The 14651-nt window shown below is 66.9% G+C and carries 17 protein-coding genes; 11 read left to right on the top strand and 6 right to left on the bottom strand.

Going from position 1 to position 14651, the window contains the following annotated elements:
- The first annotated feature begins 118 nt into the window (after positions 1-118).
- From ASF14_RS13335 to rlmN, 3 genes are all read left to right on the top strand, one after another.
- Positions 119-763, top strand: a complete 645-nt coding sequence (locus ASF14_RS13335) for a histidine phosphatase family protein (protein WP_056435745.1) — start codon at positions 119-121, stop codon at positions 761-763.
- Positions 760-1224, top strand: a complete 465-nt coding sequence (locus ASF14_RS13340; RefSeq protein ID WP_056435748.1) for a hypothetical protein — start codon at positions 760-762, stop codon at positions 1222-1224. The genes ASF14_RS13335 and ASF14_RS13340 overlap by 4 nt, the downstream gene beginning before the upstream one ends.
- 158 nt (positions 1225-1382) lie before the next feature.
- Positions 1383-2591, top strand: a complete 1209-nt coding sequence (gene rlmN, locus ASF14_RS13345; protein ID WP_042485348.1) for a 23S rRNA (adenine(2503)-C(2))-methyltransferase RlmN — start codon at positions 1383-1385, stop codon at positions 2589-2591.
- A 135-nt stretch (positions 2592-2726) separates the two neighbouring features.
- Here rlmN and ASF14_RS13350 read toward each other — a convergent pair whose 3' ends face one another.
- From ASF14_RS13350 to ASF14_RS13360, 3 genes are read right to left on the bottom strand one after another with little or no spacing between them, the layout of a single operon-like run.
- Positions 2727-3953 carry an SAM-dependent methyltransferase gene (locus tag ASF14_RS13350; RefSeq protein WP_056435752.1) on the bottom strand — a complete coding sequence of 409 codons (1227 nt, stop codon included), beginning with the start codon at positions 3951-3953 and terminating at the stop codon, positions 2727-2729.
- 18 nt (positions 3954-3971) lie between these two features.
- Positions 3972-4727, bottom strand: coding sequence for a molybdopterin-dependent oxidoreductase (locus ASF14_RS13355; RefSeq protein ID WP_056435755.1), 756 nt, complete (start codon positions 4725-4727; stop codon positions 3972-3974).
- Positions 4724-5470, bottom strand: coding sequence for a cytochrome b/b6 domain-containing protein (locus tag ASF14_RS13360; protein ID WP_056435758.1), 747 nt, complete (start codon positions 5468-5470; stop codon positions 4724-4726). Before ASF14_RS13360 ends, ASF14_RS13355 begins: the two co-directional genes overlap by 4 nt.
- Before the next feature lie 25 nt (positions 5471-5495).
- Here ASF14_RS13360 and ASF14_RS13365 point away from each other — a divergent pair, with 25 nt between their 5' ends.
- The 4 genes from ASF14_RS13365 to ASF14_RS13380 all read left to right on the top strand — a co-directional run bounded on the left by ASF14_RS13365 (position 5496) and on the right by ASF14_RS13380 (position 7876).
- Positions 5496-6119: a flavin reductase family protein gene (locus tag ASF14_RS13365; RefSeq protein WP_056435759.1), complete on the top strand. Its 624-nt coding sequence runs from the start codon at positions 5496-5498 to the stop codon at positions 6117-6119.
- A 100-nt stretch (positions 6120-6219) separates the two neighbouring features.
- On the top strand, positions 6220-6687 hold the full coding sequence (locus tag ASF14_RS13370) for a hypothetical protein (protein ID WP_056435761.1): 468 nt from the start codon (positions 6220-6222) through the stop codon (positions 6685-6687).
- A 77-nt stretch (positions 6688-6764) separates the two neighbouring features.
- A complete protein-coding gene (locus tag ASF14_RS13375; RefSeq protein WP_056435764.1) occupies positions 6765-7130 on the top strand; it encodes a DUF3617 domain-containing protein in 366 nt (121 codons plus the stop codon).
- Between the two features lie 293 nt (positions 7131-7423).
- Positions 7424-7876: a hypothetical protein gene (locus ASF14_RS13380; protein WP_056435767.1), complete on the top strand. Its 453-nt coding sequence runs from the start codon at positions 7424-7426 to the stop codon at positions 7874-7876.
- On the opposite strand, the gene ASF14_RS13385 is transcribed toward ASF14_RS13380, so the two are convergent.
- From ASF14_RS13385 to ASF14_RS13395, 3 genes are all read right to left on the bottom strand, one after another.
- Positions 7858-8616 (bottom strand): sulfite exporter TauE/SafE family protein, encoded by a 759-nt coding sequence (locus ASF14_RS13385; protein ID WP_056435770.1) that lies wholly within the window; start codon positions 8614-8616, stop codon positions 7858-7860. The genes ASF14_RS13380 and ASF14_RS13385 overlap by 19 nt on opposite strands.
- Positions 8617-8761: 145 nt before the next feature.
- Positions 8762-9166 carry a hypothetical protein gene (locus ASF14_RS13390; protein WP_056435773.1) on the bottom strand — a complete coding sequence of 135 codons (405 nt, stop codon included), beginning with the start codon at positions 9164-9166 and terminating at the stop codon, positions 8762-8764.
- Positions 9163-9594 carry a TIGR01244 family sulfur transferase gene (locus ASF14_RS13395; protein WP_042485259.1) on the bottom strand — a complete coding sequence of 144 codons (432 nt, stop codon included), beginning with the start codon at positions 9592-9594 and terminating at the stop codon, positions 9163-9165. Before ASF14_RS13395 ends, ASF14_RS13390 begins: the two co-directional genes overlap by 4 nt.
- 159 nt (positions 9595-9753) lie before the next feature.
- Here ASF14_RS13395 and ASF14_RS13400 point away from each other — a divergent pair, with 159 nt between their 5' ends.
- The 4 genes from ASF14_RS13400 to ASF14_RS13415 all read left to right on the top strand — a co-directional run bounded on the left by ASF14_RS13400 (position 9754) and on the right by ASF14_RS13415 (position 14581).
- Positions 9754-10779 carry a YncE family protein gene (locus tag ASF14_RS13400; protein WP_056435776.1) on the top strand — a complete coding sequence of 342 codons (1026 nt, stop codon included), beginning with the start codon at positions 9754-9756 and terminating at the stop codon, positions 10777-10779.
- A gap of 48 nt (positions 10780-10827) precedes the next feature.
- A complete protein-coding gene (gene crtY, locus ASF14_RS13405) occupies positions 10828-12000 on the top strand; it encodes a lycopene beta-cyclase CrtY (protein WP_056435779.1) in 1173 nt (390 codons plus the stop codon).
- Positions 11997-13472: a phytoene desaturase gene (locus ASF14_RS13410; protein ID WP_056435782.1), complete on the top strand. Its 1476-nt coding sequence runs from the start codon at positions 11997-11999 to the stop codon at positions 13470-13472. Before crtY ends, ASF14_RS13410 begins: the two co-directional genes overlap by 4 nt.
- A 152-nt stretch (positions 13473-13624) precedes the next feature.
- On the top strand, positions 13625-14581 hold the full coding sequence (locus ASF14_RS13415) for an alpha/beta hydrolase (protein WP_082442256.1): 957 nt from the start codon (positions 13625-13627) through the stop codon (positions 14579-14581).
- Positions 14582-14651 lie beyond the last annotated feature (70 nt).

Here is a 14651-nt window from a genome sequence, read left to right on the forward strand (position 1 = left end):
GCCGTTACATTCGGCGGTTGCGGCACTAATGACGCGAAAGCCCAGGCGTTGCATGAACCTCAGCTAAACAGGAAAAAGCGTTGCATGGAGGCAACAGCCGGGACAGGGATTGCGGGTCATGACCACCCACCCCGCCCCGCCCGCCCGGAAAGGCCGAGACTATATAGCCCGACATGGCGAGACGGTGTTCAACCGGATCGGACGTATCCAGGGCGACCGGGTCGAGTTGCACACCCCGCTGACCCGCAAGGGATTCGCGCAGGCCGAGGCGATCGGCGAAGCGTTGCGCGAACGGCTGGGCGAATCCCCTGCCCTGACCCTGTGGTCCTCGCCCACCGGCCGGGCGCTGCAGACGCTGGCGGTGATCGCCGAGCATCTGGCGCTCGACTGGCATGAAACACGGCATGATAGGCGGCTCATCGAACTGGGTTTCGGCAGCTGGGGCGGACAGGATTTCGCGGCGCTGAGTTCGATCCACGGCTCGATCGTCCATCCGCACGGCATGGCGGTCGGCGCGCCGGATGGCGAACGTTATGAGGCGATGGCGGCACGGCTGTCCGCGTGGCTGGCGGACACGGCCGAGCATGACGGCGACCGGCTGATCCTGATGCACGGCCTGTCGAGCCGGGTGCTGCGCGGGCTGATGCTAGGTTTGCCCGATGATCCGCATTGCGGTGTGCCGGTGGCGGAACGCCTGCCGCAGGGGTCGATCGTGATGATCGAGGGCTCCGCCGAAACGGTGATCCACCGGGCTTGCCCATGAAACGCCTGGCGCTCTGCCTGACGCTGGTCGCCGCGCCGGTCCTCGCACGCGAGACGATCGGCATCTACAAGGGCTGGGGCGCGTTTCGCGATCCCGATCGCTGCTACGCCATCGCCAGACCGGTGCTGGCCAACGGGCGGGTCGGCGGCTTTGCCAGCGTCGGCACCTGGCCCGCCAAGCGCCTGCGCGAATCCTTCCACGCGCATCTCAGCAGCCCCCGCGACCGCGCCGCCGCCGTCACGCTGGCGATCGGCGAGCGCCGCTTTCCGCTAGTCGGCACCACCCAGGACGTCTGGGCGCCCGACGCGGCCACCGACCATGCGCTGGTCATGGCGATACGCTCGGGCCGCAGCATGAGCGTCTCCGCCGTCGACCCGCGCCACCGGCCCTTCGCCGATACCTATGCGCTGGCGGGCGCGGCAGCGGCGATCGATGCCGCGACCTTGGCGTGTGTGGGGTGAAAGTTTTCCTCCCCTGGAAGGGGAGGTGGCGCGCGTAGCGCGTCGGAGGGGTATCCCCCCTCTCGATAGCGGGACACCCCTCCGTCAGGCCTGTGGCCTGCCACCTCCCCTTGCAGGGGAGGATAGAAATCTCCGCAATTTTGCGCTATGGGCAGCGCATGCAGACAGTTTCGGCCGCCCTCATGCCCATTCCGGGGCACATCGATCCCGTGCCCGTGCCGCGCGGCGTGCAACCGCGCCCCGATGGTCGGGTCGACCTGATCGGCCTGACCAAGGACCAGCTGCGCGAGGCTTTGCTGTCGGGCGGCATGGAGCTGAAGCAGGCCAAGCTGCGCTCCAAGCAGATCTGGCACTGGCTCTACAATCGCGGCGCGACCCGTTTCGCCGACATGACCGACATCGCCAAGGCGCAGCATCCCTGGCTGGAGGAACGCTTCGTCATCGGCCGTCCCGAGGTGGTCGAAGCGCAGGTGTCGAACGACGGCACGCGCAAATGGCTGCTGCGCTCGGCCGACGGGCAGGATTACGAGATGGTGTTCATCCCCGACGCCGATCGGGGGACTTTGTGCGTCTCGAGCCAGGTCGGCTGCACGTTGAACTGCCGTTTCTGCCACACCGGCACGATGCGCCTCGTCCGCAACCTGACGGCGGGCGAGATCGTCGGGCAGGTCATGCTCGCGCGCGACTCGCTCGGCGAATGGCCCAGCCAGCCCGAGGGGCGGATGCTGACCAACATCGTCATGATGGGCATGGGCGAGCCGCTCTATAATTTCGATGCGGTGCGCGATGCGCTGAAGCTGGTGATGGACGGTGACGGCCTCGCGCTGTCGAAGCGCCGCATCACCCTGTCGACCAGCGGCGTCGTGCCGATGATGGCGCGCGCGGGCGCGGAGATCGGCGTGAACCTGGCCGTGTCGCTCCACGCCGTGACCAAGGACGTGCGCGACGAGCTGGTGCCGCTGAACAAGAAATACGGCATCGAGGAGCTGTTGCAGGCCTGTGCCGACTATCCGGGTGCCAACAATGCCCGGCGCATCACCTTCGAATATGTGATGCTGAAGGACAAGAACGACTCGGACGCCGATGCGCATGAGCTGGTCCGGCTGCTGCGCCATTACGACCTGCCCGCCAAGGTGAACCTGATTCCGTTCAACCCCTGGCCTGGTGCCGATTACGAATGCTCGACGCCGGAGCGGATTCGGCGCTTCTCCGACATCGTGTTCGAGGGCGGGATTTCCGCGCCGGTCCGCACCCCGCGCGGGCGCGACATCGATGCGGCCTGCGGCCAGTTGAAGACGGCTGCCGAGAAGAAGAGCCGCGCGCAGCTCGACCGCGAGGCGGAAGAGAAGTTCGCCGCTTTGGGTTGAATCGCACCTCCCCGGCACGGGGAGGTGGCAGGCCGCAGGCCTGACGGAGGGGGGCTTCCTCATAGGACATCCCTTGCAGAACGCCCCCTCCACCACCGCTTCGCGGCGGTCCCCCTCCCCGTGCCGGGGAGGATTTTAATCCCGGAGCGCGCGTTCGCCCTCGAACATGTAATCCCGCGTCACCGGCACCGAGAGCCGCCCGCGCGTCAACTGCACCTGATAGTTGCACAGGCCGCCATTGCGGAACGCCGCGCCCGCACCCGCCAGATAGAAGAGCCACATGCGATAGAAGCGCTCGTCATACAGCTCGACGATGCGGTCCTTCGCCGCCACGGTCCGGTCGTACCAGATGTCGAGCGTCCAGCCATAATGGCAGCGCAGCACCTCGACATCGGTCAGGAACATGCGCAGCCCCTCCTGCGCACGGACGATTTCCGACAGGGCGGGGTTATAGCCGCCGGGGAAGATGTACTTGGTCGTCCAGTCGTCGGTGACGCCCGGCCCATTCAGCCGCCCGATCGTGTGGAGCAGCATCACGCCGTCCTCGGTCAGCAGGTCGCGGCACTTGCGGAAGAAGGTCCGGTATTGCGGCGGGCCGACATGCTCGAACATCCCGACCGAGACGATGCGATCGAACTGCCCTTCCACCCGGCGATAGTCGATCAACTCGAACTTCACCTTGTCCGATACGCCCAGCGCCTCGGCGCGCGCGCGCGCGACCTTCAGCTGTTCCTCGGACAGGGTGACGCCCAGCACTTCGGCGCCGCATTTCTGGTGCAGGTAGAGCGCCATGCCACCCCAGCCGCAACCGATGTCGAGGACCTTCATCCCCGGCTCGATCGCCAGCTTGGCGGCGATATGCGCCTTCTTGTCGCGTTGCGCCCGCTCCAGATCGTTCTTCGGATCGGTGAAGTACGCACAGCTATATTGTTTGTCGGTGTCGAGGAAGAGTTCGTACAGCGTGCCCGACAGGTCGTAATGATGCGCGACGTTCTTCTTCGACCGACGCTCCATGTTGATCCGGTCGATGCGGTGCTTGATCGCGCCGGCCGCCCGGACCAGCCGCGACGGGTTCAGGTTCGCGCGGCCCGCTTCCCATTTGTCATTGGCCGTCAGCAGTTCGACTAGGTCGCGGACATCGCCCTTCTCGACGACCAGGCGGCCGTCCATGAAGGACTCGCCCGCCGCCAGCGCGGGATTGCGGACGATCTGCCCGGCGACTTGGCGATCGGTGAAGCGGATCGCGACATCGGGATAACCGGGTTCGGGCAAGCCGAACTCGCGGACCTTTCCATCATGATGGGTGAGGGACAGGCGGCCCTTGCGGACCGCGCGCGACAGAAAGAGATCGATCAGCGCCATATGGCACCGCCTAGTGCCTTAAATTCCCGCATACCAGTCATAATCGACGTGATCTTCCCAGTATCCGCCCTTGCCCAAACCTATGTTATCCAAGCTTTCTACTGCATCGATCCGCATCAGATACTTGGCGTGCTTGTATCCCAGCTGCCGCTCGACGCGCAGCCGCAAGGGCGCGCCATGGCCGATGTCGAGCAACCGCCCGTTCATGCCCCAGGCCAGGATCGTCTGGGGATGGAAGGCGTCGATCAGGTCGAGCGATTCGTAATAGGGCTGGCCGCCGTACAGGTCGGCACAGGTGAAGACGACATAGCGCGCCCGCGTGCTGATATCGGCGGCCTTCAGGATCGTGCCCAGCATCGGCCCCATCCACTCGCCGATCGCGCTCCATCCCTCGACGCAGTCGTGGCGGGTGATCTGACGCCGCGCGGGAAACTCGCCGATCTGGCGCAGCGACAGAGACAGCGGCTTGGCCACCAGCCCGCCGACCGTCAGCCGCCAGTCCTCGAACCGGTTGGCGGCGAGTGCGGCATATTCGGGTGTGCCCGGGTCGCGCGTGCCGTTGGTGCGGAAGACGGGCGACATCTGGTCGCGGCGATATTCGGGGGCCAGCGCGCCCCGGTCCATCAGCGCGCGTTGCAACCCCTTCTGCATATCCTCGCCCGCGAACAGGATTTTCCGCGCGGTCGGCTGCTGGATCACTTGGTCGCAGCCCGCCAGAAGCAGTCCGGCGCCGCCGGTCAGGATGGTACGACGCCCAATCAATCCAGCGGTCATTCGGGAACCCTCCAGCGGCCGGTGATCATCGACCGCATCTCGTTGAGCGGCCCGGCCAGGATGACCAGCACCAGATGTACGATGGTGAACAGCGCCAGCAGCGTCGCCGTGATGAAGTGGATCGACCGCGCCGATTGCCGCCCGCCCAGCAGGTCCAAGACCCAGGGCCAAGCCGCATTCATGCCCGGCGACAGCGCGATGCCGGTCAGGATGGCAAGCGGCAGGGCGACGAACAGCACCCCCGCATAGCTCAGCTTCTGGAACAGATTATAGGCCCGCGGATCACGCTCGTCGTGAAAGCGAAGGGCCAGATGCCGCCGAAAATCCGCCCAGATTGCACGCGGCCGAAGCTCCCAACCCCGGATACGCAGGTCGCGCTGGAAATGCCGCGTGACCAGGCCGCCGATCATATAGGCGAGCAGCCCGAACCCCAGCACCAGTGCGAAGAGCAGATGCCAGCGCCGCGAGATCGCCAGATTGTAGCGTGCCGGAATGGTCAGCCAGGCCGGAAAGTGCGGCAGGCTGGCCCAGGCGTGATCGAAATTCGCGCCGTAACGCCCCCAATAGAGCCGGGGATGCGCGTTGGAGATGCCCAGCCCCGATCCCAGCAGGATCAGCACCGCGACCGCATTGACCCAGTGCCAGATGCGCGTCACCCAACCGTGGCGACGGATGACGACGCCCGGTGGCTCCGGGAGCGACTCCGGGGCTCTTTCCGGCTCGGTCGGCGTTCCGGCTTCCATCCACACTCCCTTTCGGTGACCATCCATGATCGACAACTGGCATTTCTACGAACCCGTCAACGGTCATGGGCTGGCGCATGATCCCTTGAACGCGATCGTCGCGCCGCGCCCGATCGGCTGGATCGGCAGCCGGTCGGTGCAGGGCGTCAACAATCTGGCACCCTACAGCTTTTTCAACGTCTTCAACTACCGTCCGCCGCTGATCGGCTTTTCGTCGCAGGGGTGGAAGGACTCGGTCGCCAACATCGCCGAGACCAAGGTCTTCACCTGGAACCTCGCCACCATGACGCTGGCGCAGGCGATGAACGCCAGTGCGGCGACCGTGCCCGCGGAGGTGGACGAGTTCGCGCAGTCGGGCGTGACGGCGCAGGACGGACAGTTGGTCGACGCCCCACGCGTGGCGGAGAGCCCGGTATCGTTCGAATGCCGCCTGACCCAGCTGATCCGGCTGGAGACCCAGGAGGGCCGCGAGCTGGACCAGTGGCTGGTCATCGGCGAGGCGGTGGGCATCCATATCGCCGCCGACCTGATCGAGAACGGTATCTACCAGACCGCCCGCGCCCGCCCTATCCTGCGCGGCGGGGGACCGGTCGATTATTTCGAGGTGACGGAGGCGGCCCGCTTCGAAATGCGGCGCCCCGACGCCTGATCCAACCGTCCGAACGGGGCTGCAAAGGATTTCCGTAATCGTATACGGCTTTGTAACCCTCGAGCACGATAGGTGGGTCGATGTTTTCAGAAGGCCCACCATGCTGACCGAGCTTCGGGAGCATCACGCCGCGCTGGCCCGCTGGCTGGATGCCCATCGCAACCTGTGCGCCGCCGCGCCGATCGATTACCAGGCCCTCCGCCATGTCCGGTGGCAGATCGCGCTCGTCAGCCGGAAGCGGCTCGCCTTTCTGACGGACACGGTCTTTCCCTTGGCCGAAGCCCATGCCGCGCTGAAAGCGGCCGCCGGGCTACTGACCCTGCGCAACGAGACTCCGGTCTATGGCCGGGCCCTGTCGGCCTTCATTGCCCGCTGGCCGATGGAGGCGGTGATGGAAGCGCCGGCCGCCTATGCCCGCGCGGCCGACGCCTTTCGCCGCGATGCCGACAAGCGGCTCTTCGCGGAGGAACGCCATCTGCGGCTGTTGCTGACCGAGGTCGAATGGCAGCCGGGAGGCGTGTTTCCCCCATCGGCGGATCAGATGGCGGCGGCCGCGACCGCCTTCTGACCGCAACCTGAAACCCATCCATGTGTTGGTACGGCACAGGCGGAACGGCCATCGATATCCGCCGGGCAAGATGGGAGGTGAAGACCCAGGTCAGCGACCTGAAGATGGCGAACATGCCCAAGGGCGTCAGCCCGACGCCGCCCGCCCAGACCAACAGTATCTGCCTGACCGCCGAACAGGCCGCCAAGGGCCCCGCCGAGTTGCTGAAGCAGGCGCAATCGGACTGCACCGTCAAAAGCGCGACCTTCGAGGGCGGCAAGGTCGAAAGCGAACTGACCTGCAGGATGCCCGGCGACATGACCATGCACAGCAAGACGAAGGGCAGCTTCACCGCGACCAGCTTCACCACCGATCAGGAGATGGAGATGACCGGCGCCCATCCGATGTCGCAAAAGGTCGATAGCGAGGGCCGCCATATCGGCGCCTGCGACGGCGCGGAGTGATCATCCGCAGGGCCGGAATGGCGGTATTCGGCCCGATGACCCGCTATGCCCACATTAAACTTTGATTTAGATCAATATGTCACAATGCCGTCATTAGGAGGCATTGATGATCCGATAATATGACCATTTCCATCGTCACCGCGGAGGGCATCGATTCCGGGTTACGATGACCATCAAGAAAGGCCGGGGGGCCTATCCTGTTCATAATTTATGGGATCGCACGGACATCGCCGGGGTGGGCTGATGGAGGGCAACCGTCGCATGCGATCGCAACTATATCGAAGGCACGCCCCATGCTGACCGAATGGCTCGAATTGCGCGACGAACTGGTTCGCGTGATGACCGAACACCGCGCCCTGTGCAACGCGCCCAAGCCCGATGCCGTCGCGCTCAGCCGCAGCCGCTGGCTGCTTTCCAACGCCAGCCGTCAGCGGGCGAGTTGGCTGATGCGCAACGCGAACCCGACCGCACAACGATTGGCACACACGACCGGCGGTGCCGCCTGGCTCGCGGTACAGGCGACCATGCCTGCCTATCGCCAGCGTATATCCGGCTTTCTTTCGAGTTGGCCGCTCGAAGAGATCATCGCCGACTGGGACGGATATCGCCGTGGCTGCGCCGAGTTGCGCACCGAGATCGCAGCATGGCTGCGCGACGAGGAATTCGGGATCCGGGCGCTGGCGGCGGAACTGGAAGCGGAGTCCCTGCCCCCGATCGCCATCGCGCGTCAGGCATATCCCCGATAGAAGAACACCGCCGTCGTCACCGTCGTCAGAAGGAGCGTCCAGCCCCGGATGAGCCCGGCGGGCAGCCTGCGCCCGATCAGCGCGCCGCTCCACCCGCCGACGATGCCGCCCGCCAGCATGGGCAGGCACTGCGCCCAGGCGACCATGCCCGTCGCCACGAAGACCAGCGTCGCCGCCGCATTGGCGGTGGCCAGCATCAGCGTGCGCGGCGCGGCCAGCTGCGCCGGGTTGCGCCCCGAGAGCAGCCCCCAGGCGGCGGTCACCATCATGCCGATGCCGCCGCCGAAATATCCGCCATACACACCCAGCACCGCCTGCGCCCCCATCAGCGCGCGCGGCCCCGGCCGGGCGATCCGCGCCAGCCATTCCGAGGCATGCCGCCCGCCCGCGATCGCGATCGTCGCGGTCAGCAGCAGCCACGGCACGATCAGGTCGAAGGCACGCGGCGGCGTCAGGAACAACAGGATGCTGCCCAGCAGCGCAAAGACGAAGGTCAGCGCCGCCATCCGCCGCATCGACACGCCCATCACCGGCTCCAGCCCATGGCGATAGGCCCAGACGCTGGCCATGGCGGCGGGTTGCAGCGCGACGTTGGAGGTTGCGTTGGCGATGGTCGATGGCAGGCCCAGCGCGATCAGCGTCGGCATGGTCGAGAAACTGCCGCCGCCCGCCAGCGCGTTCATCGCGCCCCCGACAAAGCCCCCGGCAGCGGCGAGCGCGAGAAAGGTCCAGTCGATCATGCCGGGGAATGCCCCTCCACCATCCTTCGGATGGTCCCCCTCCCCATCAAAGATGGGGAGGACTTATCTTCAATCCTCCCCAAGCTGTGCTTGGGGAGGGGGACCGCCCGGCACAGCCGGGTGGTGGAGGGGCCAGCCCCCACCCTCAACGCGGGGCCAGCCGTCGGATGTCGAGCACGTCCACCCCGGCCAGCATCACCGGCCCGAAACGCCCCTCGACCTCCGCGACGATGCCCTCGGCGCTCGAACGCACCCGCGTCCAGGGAATTTCGCGCACCGCGATTCGCCGGCCATGCAGCTTGAGTGCCGCGACCCGGCCATCGGTCGCCACCACCAGCGCACCCTGGCCATCGGCACCGACCACGGCCCCCGCGACGGTAAAGCCCGTCAGCGCCGCCTCGGCCGCCGCCGCGACATCCTCGGGCGAGCCGATCCGGCGATCGCGGCGGCGCGTGCAGAGCCACGCGATTCCCGCCCCGCCCAGCGCCACGCCGACGCCCAGCCCGGTCAGCGCCCCGGTCGTCACCGTGCCGACGAGCGGCAGGATCATCCGGCGTTGCCTGCCAGCGCGTCCAGCGTCGGGCGCAGGCCGGACAGGTCATAGCCCGCCCCTTCGGCCTGCATCACGATCAGGGTCGGATTGCGCCCGGCCTTGGCCGCCGCCAGCGCCCACAGATTGCAGCTGCGCGTGCCCGACCGGCAATAGGCCAGCACCGGCCCCTTGGCCTCGACCAGCGCCTGGGTCATCTGGTCAACCATCTCATGGCTGAACCCGCCGGGCGTCACGGGGATGGCGGTATAGGCCAGCCCCTGGTCCTCGGCCGCGGCGCGAATCGAATCGCCGGTCGGCTGGCCAGGCTCCTCGCCATCGGGACGGTTGTTGACGATGGCGGCATAGCCCGCCGCCTTGATCGCGGCGACGTCCTCGGGCCGGATCTGGGGAGCGACGGCGACGCTTTCGTTGATGGGGCGGATCATGCGGTTCACCTATTCAATGGGCCGTTTCACCGCAACCGGTGGCGGGCCTGCTTTGTCGGAAAAGACGCATCAGTTTCGTATCGGCTCCGCCGCACGGCGGAACATACGGCCCCGCGCCACGTCTGGCTGTCATCCCCCGTTGTTCCAGGAGCCGTCCCCATGCCGCTGATCGATCGCCGTCAGGGCTTGTGGAGCCTGGCCGCCCTGGGCGTGGCCTCCGCCCTTCCCCTCGCCTGGGCGCGCCGGGCGCAGGCGGCGGCTCCGCAGCGCGGCGTGCTGGCGGTCGTCGAAAAGGGCACCGGCGGCGTCGTCTTCTACCGCGTGCCCGATGGCGAGCGGCTGGGCCAGGTGCCGCTGGGCACGCAGCCGCACGAGATGGTCGCCGATGCGGGCGGCCGCTTCGCCTATGTCGGCGGGTACGGCGTGAAGGGCTGGCAGTTCGGCGGTGAGGGCGGGCATCAGCTCTGGGTGATCGACCTGGAGGGACGCAAGCTGGCGCGCGCCATCGACCTGTCGCCGCACCGACGCTGGCACGGCATGCGGATGGACGCGAAGGGGCGCCTCTATGCCCTGTCCGAGACCGACAGCCTGCTCGCCCGCTTCGACACGCCGGCCAGTGCCGACAGCCCCGACCGGATGATCCCGGTCGGCGGCGCACGCAGCCATTATTTCGTGGTGAAGGCCGATGGCAGCCGCGCCTATGTCGCCGACACGATGAGCGGCACCGTCATCATGGTCGACCCCGACGATGCCAGCTTCGCGCCCGTCAAACAGCATATCGGCAAGGCGCCCGAGGGCCTGGCGCTCAGCCCGGACGAGCGGACGCTCTATGTCATCGACCGTCCGGCGGGCGTGCTCCACGCGCTCGATGCGGTGACGCTGCGCCCGCGTGCCCGCACCACCCTGCGCGGCGAGGCGGTGCGGGTGGTCGTGCAGGCGGACGGCCGGTTGATCGTGTCGAACACCGCCGACAAGAGCCTGACCCGCCATTCCCCCGCCACCCTGGCCGAGGAAGCACGGCTGCCGCTGCCCGCCGCCGCGCCGGGGCTGAACCTGCCCGCCGGAGGATCGATCCTGTACGCCGCACTGGAGAATAACCGGATCGCCATCGTCGATCTGGCGGCGTGGACGATCACCGGCGGCTTTGCGACCGGCGACGCGCCCGACACCGCCGTCCTTCTGTAATGGCACCGACCCTTTGCCTTGGCCCCGCTTTCCGGTAGCGGTAGCGCGATGGCTGCCAAAATCTCCTGTGATGTTGCGATCATTGGCGCAGGCCTGGCCGGTGGGCTGATCGCGCTTGCGCTGAAAGCCCGCCACCCCTCGCTCGAAGTCCGGCTGGTCGATGCGGGCGAGACGATCGGCGGCAACCACCTCTGGTCCTTTTTCGGCAGCGACGTGGCCAAGCGCGACCGCTGGATCGTCGAGCGCCTCGTCGCGCATGGCTGGCGCAGTTACGACGTCGCCTTTCCGGCGCATTCGCGCACCATCGACCAGACCTATTATTCGATCGAGAGCCACCGCCTCGACACCGAGGTGCGCCGGGCGCTGCCGCCGCACGCGCTGATCCTGGGACGCAAGGTGCTGGCGGTGTCGGCCACCGCCGCCGTCTTCGCCGATGGCGACCGGGTGGAGGCGACGGGCGTGATCGACGCGCGCGGCGCGGGCGACCTGTCTTCGCTGTCCTGCGGCTGGCAGAAATTCGTCGGGCAGGAGCTGAAGCTCACCCGCCCGCACGGGGTCGAGCGGCCGGTGGTGATGGACGCCACCGTCAAGCAGCTGGACGGCTATCGCTTCGTCTACACCCTGCCCTTCGCCGAGGACCGGATTTTCGTCGAGGACACCTATTACTCCACCTCCGCCGAGTTGAACCGTCGCGCCATCGTCCAGCGGATCGAACGCTATGCCGACAGCCGCGACTGGGTGGGGGCCGAGGTGGTGCGCGAGGAGGCGGGCGTGCTGCCGGTCGCGATGGGCGGCGATTTCGACGGCTATTGGCGCAGCGGCGGGGCCAGGACGCCCAAGGCCGGGATGCGCGCCGGGCTGTTCCACCCGACCACCGGCTATTCGCTGCCCGATGCGATCCGCATGGCCGCGATGCTGGCCGAGCGGCGCGACTTTGCAGGCGCCGACCTGCACGACGCGACCTATCGCATGGCGCGCGACGCCTGGGACGCGCGCGGCTTTTACCGTATGCTCGACACGATGTTGTTCAAGGCCGCGGAGCCGGATGAGCGATACCGGGTGCTCGAGCGTTTCTATCGACTTCCGCCCGACCTGATCGGGCGTTTCTATGCGGGGCAATCGACCATGGCCGACAAGGCACGAATTCTGACCGGACGGCCGCCGGTGCCGATCCTGCGCGCCATCGCCGCCCTGAGAGACAAGTCGGGGGGCCGGGCATGAAGAGCGCGGTCGTCATCGGATCGGGTTTCGGCGGGCTGGCGCTGGCCATCCGCCTGCAATCGGCGGGCGTGCAGACGACGATCGTCGAGGCCCGCGACAAGCCGGGCGGTCGCGCCTATTATTGGGAGCGCGACGGCTTCACCTTCGACGCCGGGCCCACCGTCATCACCGACCCGGCCTGTCTGGAGGAATTGTGGGCGCTGACCGGCCGGTCGATGTCCGAGGATGTGACGCTCGATCCGGTCAGCCCCTTCTACCGGCTCAATTGGGTCGACGGCACCAATTTCGACTATAGCAACGACGACACCCAGCTGCGGTCCGAAATCGCCAAGCTGAACCCCGACGATATCGAAGGCTATGGCAAGTTCCTCGACTATGCCGAGGGGGTGTACCGGGAAGGCTATGAGAAGCTCGGCCATGTCGCGTTTCTCGACTTCGCCTCGATGATCAAGGCCGCGCCCGCGCTGGCGAAGTACCAGGCATGGAACTCGGTCTATGCCATGGTGTCGAAATTCGTGAAGTCGGAGAAGCTGCGCGAGGCCTTGTCCTTCCACACGCTGCTCGTCGGCGGCAATCCGATGACGACCAGCGCCATCTATGCGCTGATCCACAAGCTGGAGCGCGACGGCGGCGTCTGGTTCGCGCGCGGCGGCACCAACCGGCTGGTGGCGGGCATGGTCGCGCAGTTCGAGCGGATCGGCGGCGTGATCCGCCTGGGCGATCCCGTGACGCGGATCGAGACGCTGGGCGACCGCGCGACCGGCGTCGTGACCAAGAGCGGCCTGACCATCCCGGCCGATGCGGTCGCGACCAATGCCGACATCATGCACAGCTACCGCGATTTGTTGTCCGACAATCGCTCGGCCCGGCGGACGGTCAACCGGCTGGAGCGCAAGCGCTACTCGCCCTCGCTGTTCGTCGTCCATTTCGGTATCAAGGGCGCGTGGCCGGGCATCCCGCACCACATGATCCTGTTCGGCCCGCGCTATAAGGGCCTGCTGACCGACATTTACGACACCGGCGTGCTGTCGGAGGATTTCTCGCTCTATCTCCACCACCCGACCGTCACCGACCCGAGCCTTGCGCCAGAGGGTCATTCGACCTTCTATGCGCTGGCCCCGGTGCCGCACATGGGCAAGTTCCCGATGAACTGGGACGAGGTCGGACCGATCCTGGAAAAGCGCATCCTGGACGAGGTCGGCCGCCGCCTGATCCCCGATATCCATGAGCGGATCGTGACCAAGTTCCATTATGCCCCGGCCGACTTCGCGACCGACCTGAACGCGCATATGGGCTCGGCCTTTTCGCTGGAGCCGATCCTGACCCAGAGCGCCTATTTCCGGGTCCACAACCGCGACGATTCGATCCCGAACCTGTATTTCGTCGGCGCGGGCACCCATCCGGGCGCGGGCATTCCGGGCGTAGTCGGCAGCGCCAAGGCGACCGCGGCCCTGATGTTGGAGCGGCAGTAACGGCCCCCTCCCCCCTCCGTTCAGCCTGAGCGAAGTCGAAGGCCAAGCGAAAACCTGGCCTCACATCCCGGTGGTGAGGGTATCGCGTGGCCTTCGACTTCGCTCAGGCTGAACGGAGCGTGGCAATAAAGGTCATTGAAAAGGGGTAGGTCATGTCGCTCGTCACGCTGTTCGCCGCCATCATCGCCACCACCGCACCGATGGCCGACCGCGACATCGCCGCGCCGGGTCCGCAGGGACCGCTGAAGGGCAGTTGGGCCGGACCGGAAGGCGCCAAGGTGCCGGTCGTGCTGATGATCCCCGGATCGGGTCCGACCGACCGTGACGGCAACAGCCCGGGCGGGCTAAAGGCTGCCCCGTTGCGCCTGCTCGCCGAAGGGTTGGCGGCGAAGGGTATCGCCAGCGTGCGAATCGACAAGCGCGGCATGTTCGCCAGCGCAGGCGCGATCCCCGACGCCAACAAGGTGACGATCGACGACTACGCCGCCGACACCCGGTCCTGGATCGCCGCTATCCGCGCGAAGACCGGTGTCCCGTGCGTCTGGGTCTTGGGGCATAGCGAAGGCGGGCTGGTCGCACTGGATACCGCCGCCGCCAAACCGGCGGGGCTGTGCGGCGTCATCGCCGTCTCCACCCCCGGACGGCGGCTGGGCACGGTGATGCGGGCGCAGTTTCATGCCAACCCCGCCAACGCGCCGATCCTGGCCGACGCCGACCGCATGATCGACGCGCTGGAAGCGGGCCGCACCATCCCCGCCGCGACGCTGGCCCCGCCCCTGCCGATGATCTTCGCCGACGCGGTCCAGCCCTTTCTGATTAACGCCCTCGCCAAGGATCCCGCAAAGCTGGCCGCCACCGTCACAAAGCCGATGCTGATCGTGCAGGGCGAGAGCGACCTGCAGGTCACGGTCGAGGATGCGCAAAGGTTGAAGGCCGGACAGCCCAAGGCGACACTCGTCCTGCTGCCCGGCGTCAATCACGTCCTGAAAACGGTGGAAGGTAACAGCCACGGCGCAAATATCGCGACCTATGCCGATCCCAACCTGCCGATCGCGCCCGGCGTCTTGACGACGGTGGCGGACTTTATCGGCTCCCACATCGTAAAATAGCGGTCTGCCCGATCCGGCCTTTTTTGCGCCACTATCTCCCATAATGTTGCACATGCGCAACATTATGGGA

Source organism: Sphingomonas sp. Leaf257, assembly GCF_001422185.1.
GTDB classification, from domain to species: Bacteria; Pseudomonadota; Alphaproteobacteria; order Sphingomonadales; family Sphingomonadaceae; genus Sphingomonas; species Sphingomonas yabuuchiae.

What these genes read in the sequence shown, in the direction of transcription:
- ASF14_RS13395 (WP_042485259.1), bottom strand. Translation starts at nt 9,594, where the DNA reads ATGATCCGCCCCATCAACGAAAGCGTCGCCGTCGCTCCCCAGATCCGG.
- ASF14_RS13360 (WP_056435758.1), bottom strand. Translation starts at nt 5,470, where the DNA reads ATGGAAGCCGGAACGCCGACCGAGCCGGAAAGAGCCCCGGAGTCGCTC.
- ASF14_RS13390 (WP_056435773.1), bottom strand. Translation starts at nt 9,166, where the DNA reads ATGATCCTGCCGCTCGTCGGCACGGTGACGACCGGGGCGCTGACCGGG.
- ASF14_RS13385 (WP_056435770.1), bottom strand. Translation starts at nt 8,616, where the DNA reads ATGATCGACTGGACCTTTCTCGCGCTCGCCGCTGCCGGGGGCTTTGTC.
- ASF14_RS13400 (WP_056435776.1), top strand. Translation starts at nt 9,754, where the DNA reads ATGCCGCTGATCGATCGCCGTCAGGGCTTGTGGAGCCTGGCCGCCCTG.
- ASF14_RS13380 (WP_056435767.1), top strand. Translation starts at nt 7,424, where the DNA reads ATGCTGACCGAATGGCTCGAATTGCGCGACGAACTGGTTCGCGTGATG.
- ASF14_RS13355 (WP_056435755.1), bottom strand. Translation starts at nt 4,727, where the DNA reads ATGACCGCTGGATTGATTGGGCGTCGTACCATCCTGACCGGCGGCGCC.
- ASF14_RS13340 (WP_056435748.1), top strand. Translation starts at nt 760, where the DNA reads ATGAAACGCCTGGCGCTCTGCCTGACGCTGGTCGCCGCGCCGGTCCTC.
- ASF14_RS13410 (WP_056435782.1), top strand. Translation starts at nt 11,997, where the DNA reads ATGAAGAGCGCGGTCGTCATCGGATCGGGTTTCGGCGGGCTGGCGCTG.
- ASF14_RS13350 (WP_056435752.1), bottom strand. Translation starts at nt 3,953, where the DNA reads ATGGCGCTGATCGATCTCTTTCTGTCGCGCGCGGTCCGCAAGGGCCGC.
- crtY (WP_056435779.1), top strand. Translation starts at nt 10,828, where the DNA reads ATGGCTGCCAAAATCTCCTGTGATGTTGCGATCATTGGCGCAGGCCTG.
- rlmN (WP_042485348.1), top strand. Translation starts at nt 1,383, where the DNA reads ATGCAGACAGTTTCGGCCGCCCTCATGCCCATTCCGGGGCACATCGAT.
- ASF14_RS13415 (WP_082442256.1), top strand. Translation starts at nt 13,625, where the DNA reads ATGTCGCTCGTCACGCTGTTCGCCGCCATCATCGCCACCACCGCACCG.
- ASF14_RS13370 (WP_056435761.1), top strand. Translation starts at nt 6,220, where the DNA reads ATGCTGACCGAGCTTCGGGAGCATCACGCCGCGCTGGCCCGCTGGCTG.
- ASF14_RS13335 (WP_056435745.1), top strand. Translation starts at nt 119, where the DNA reads ATGACCACCCACCCCGCCCCGCCCGCCCGGAAAGGCCGAGACTATATA.
- ASF14_RS13365 (WP_056435759.1), top strand. Translation starts at nt 5,496, where the DNA reads ATGATCGACAACTGGCATTTCTACGAACCCGTCAACGGTCATGGGCTG.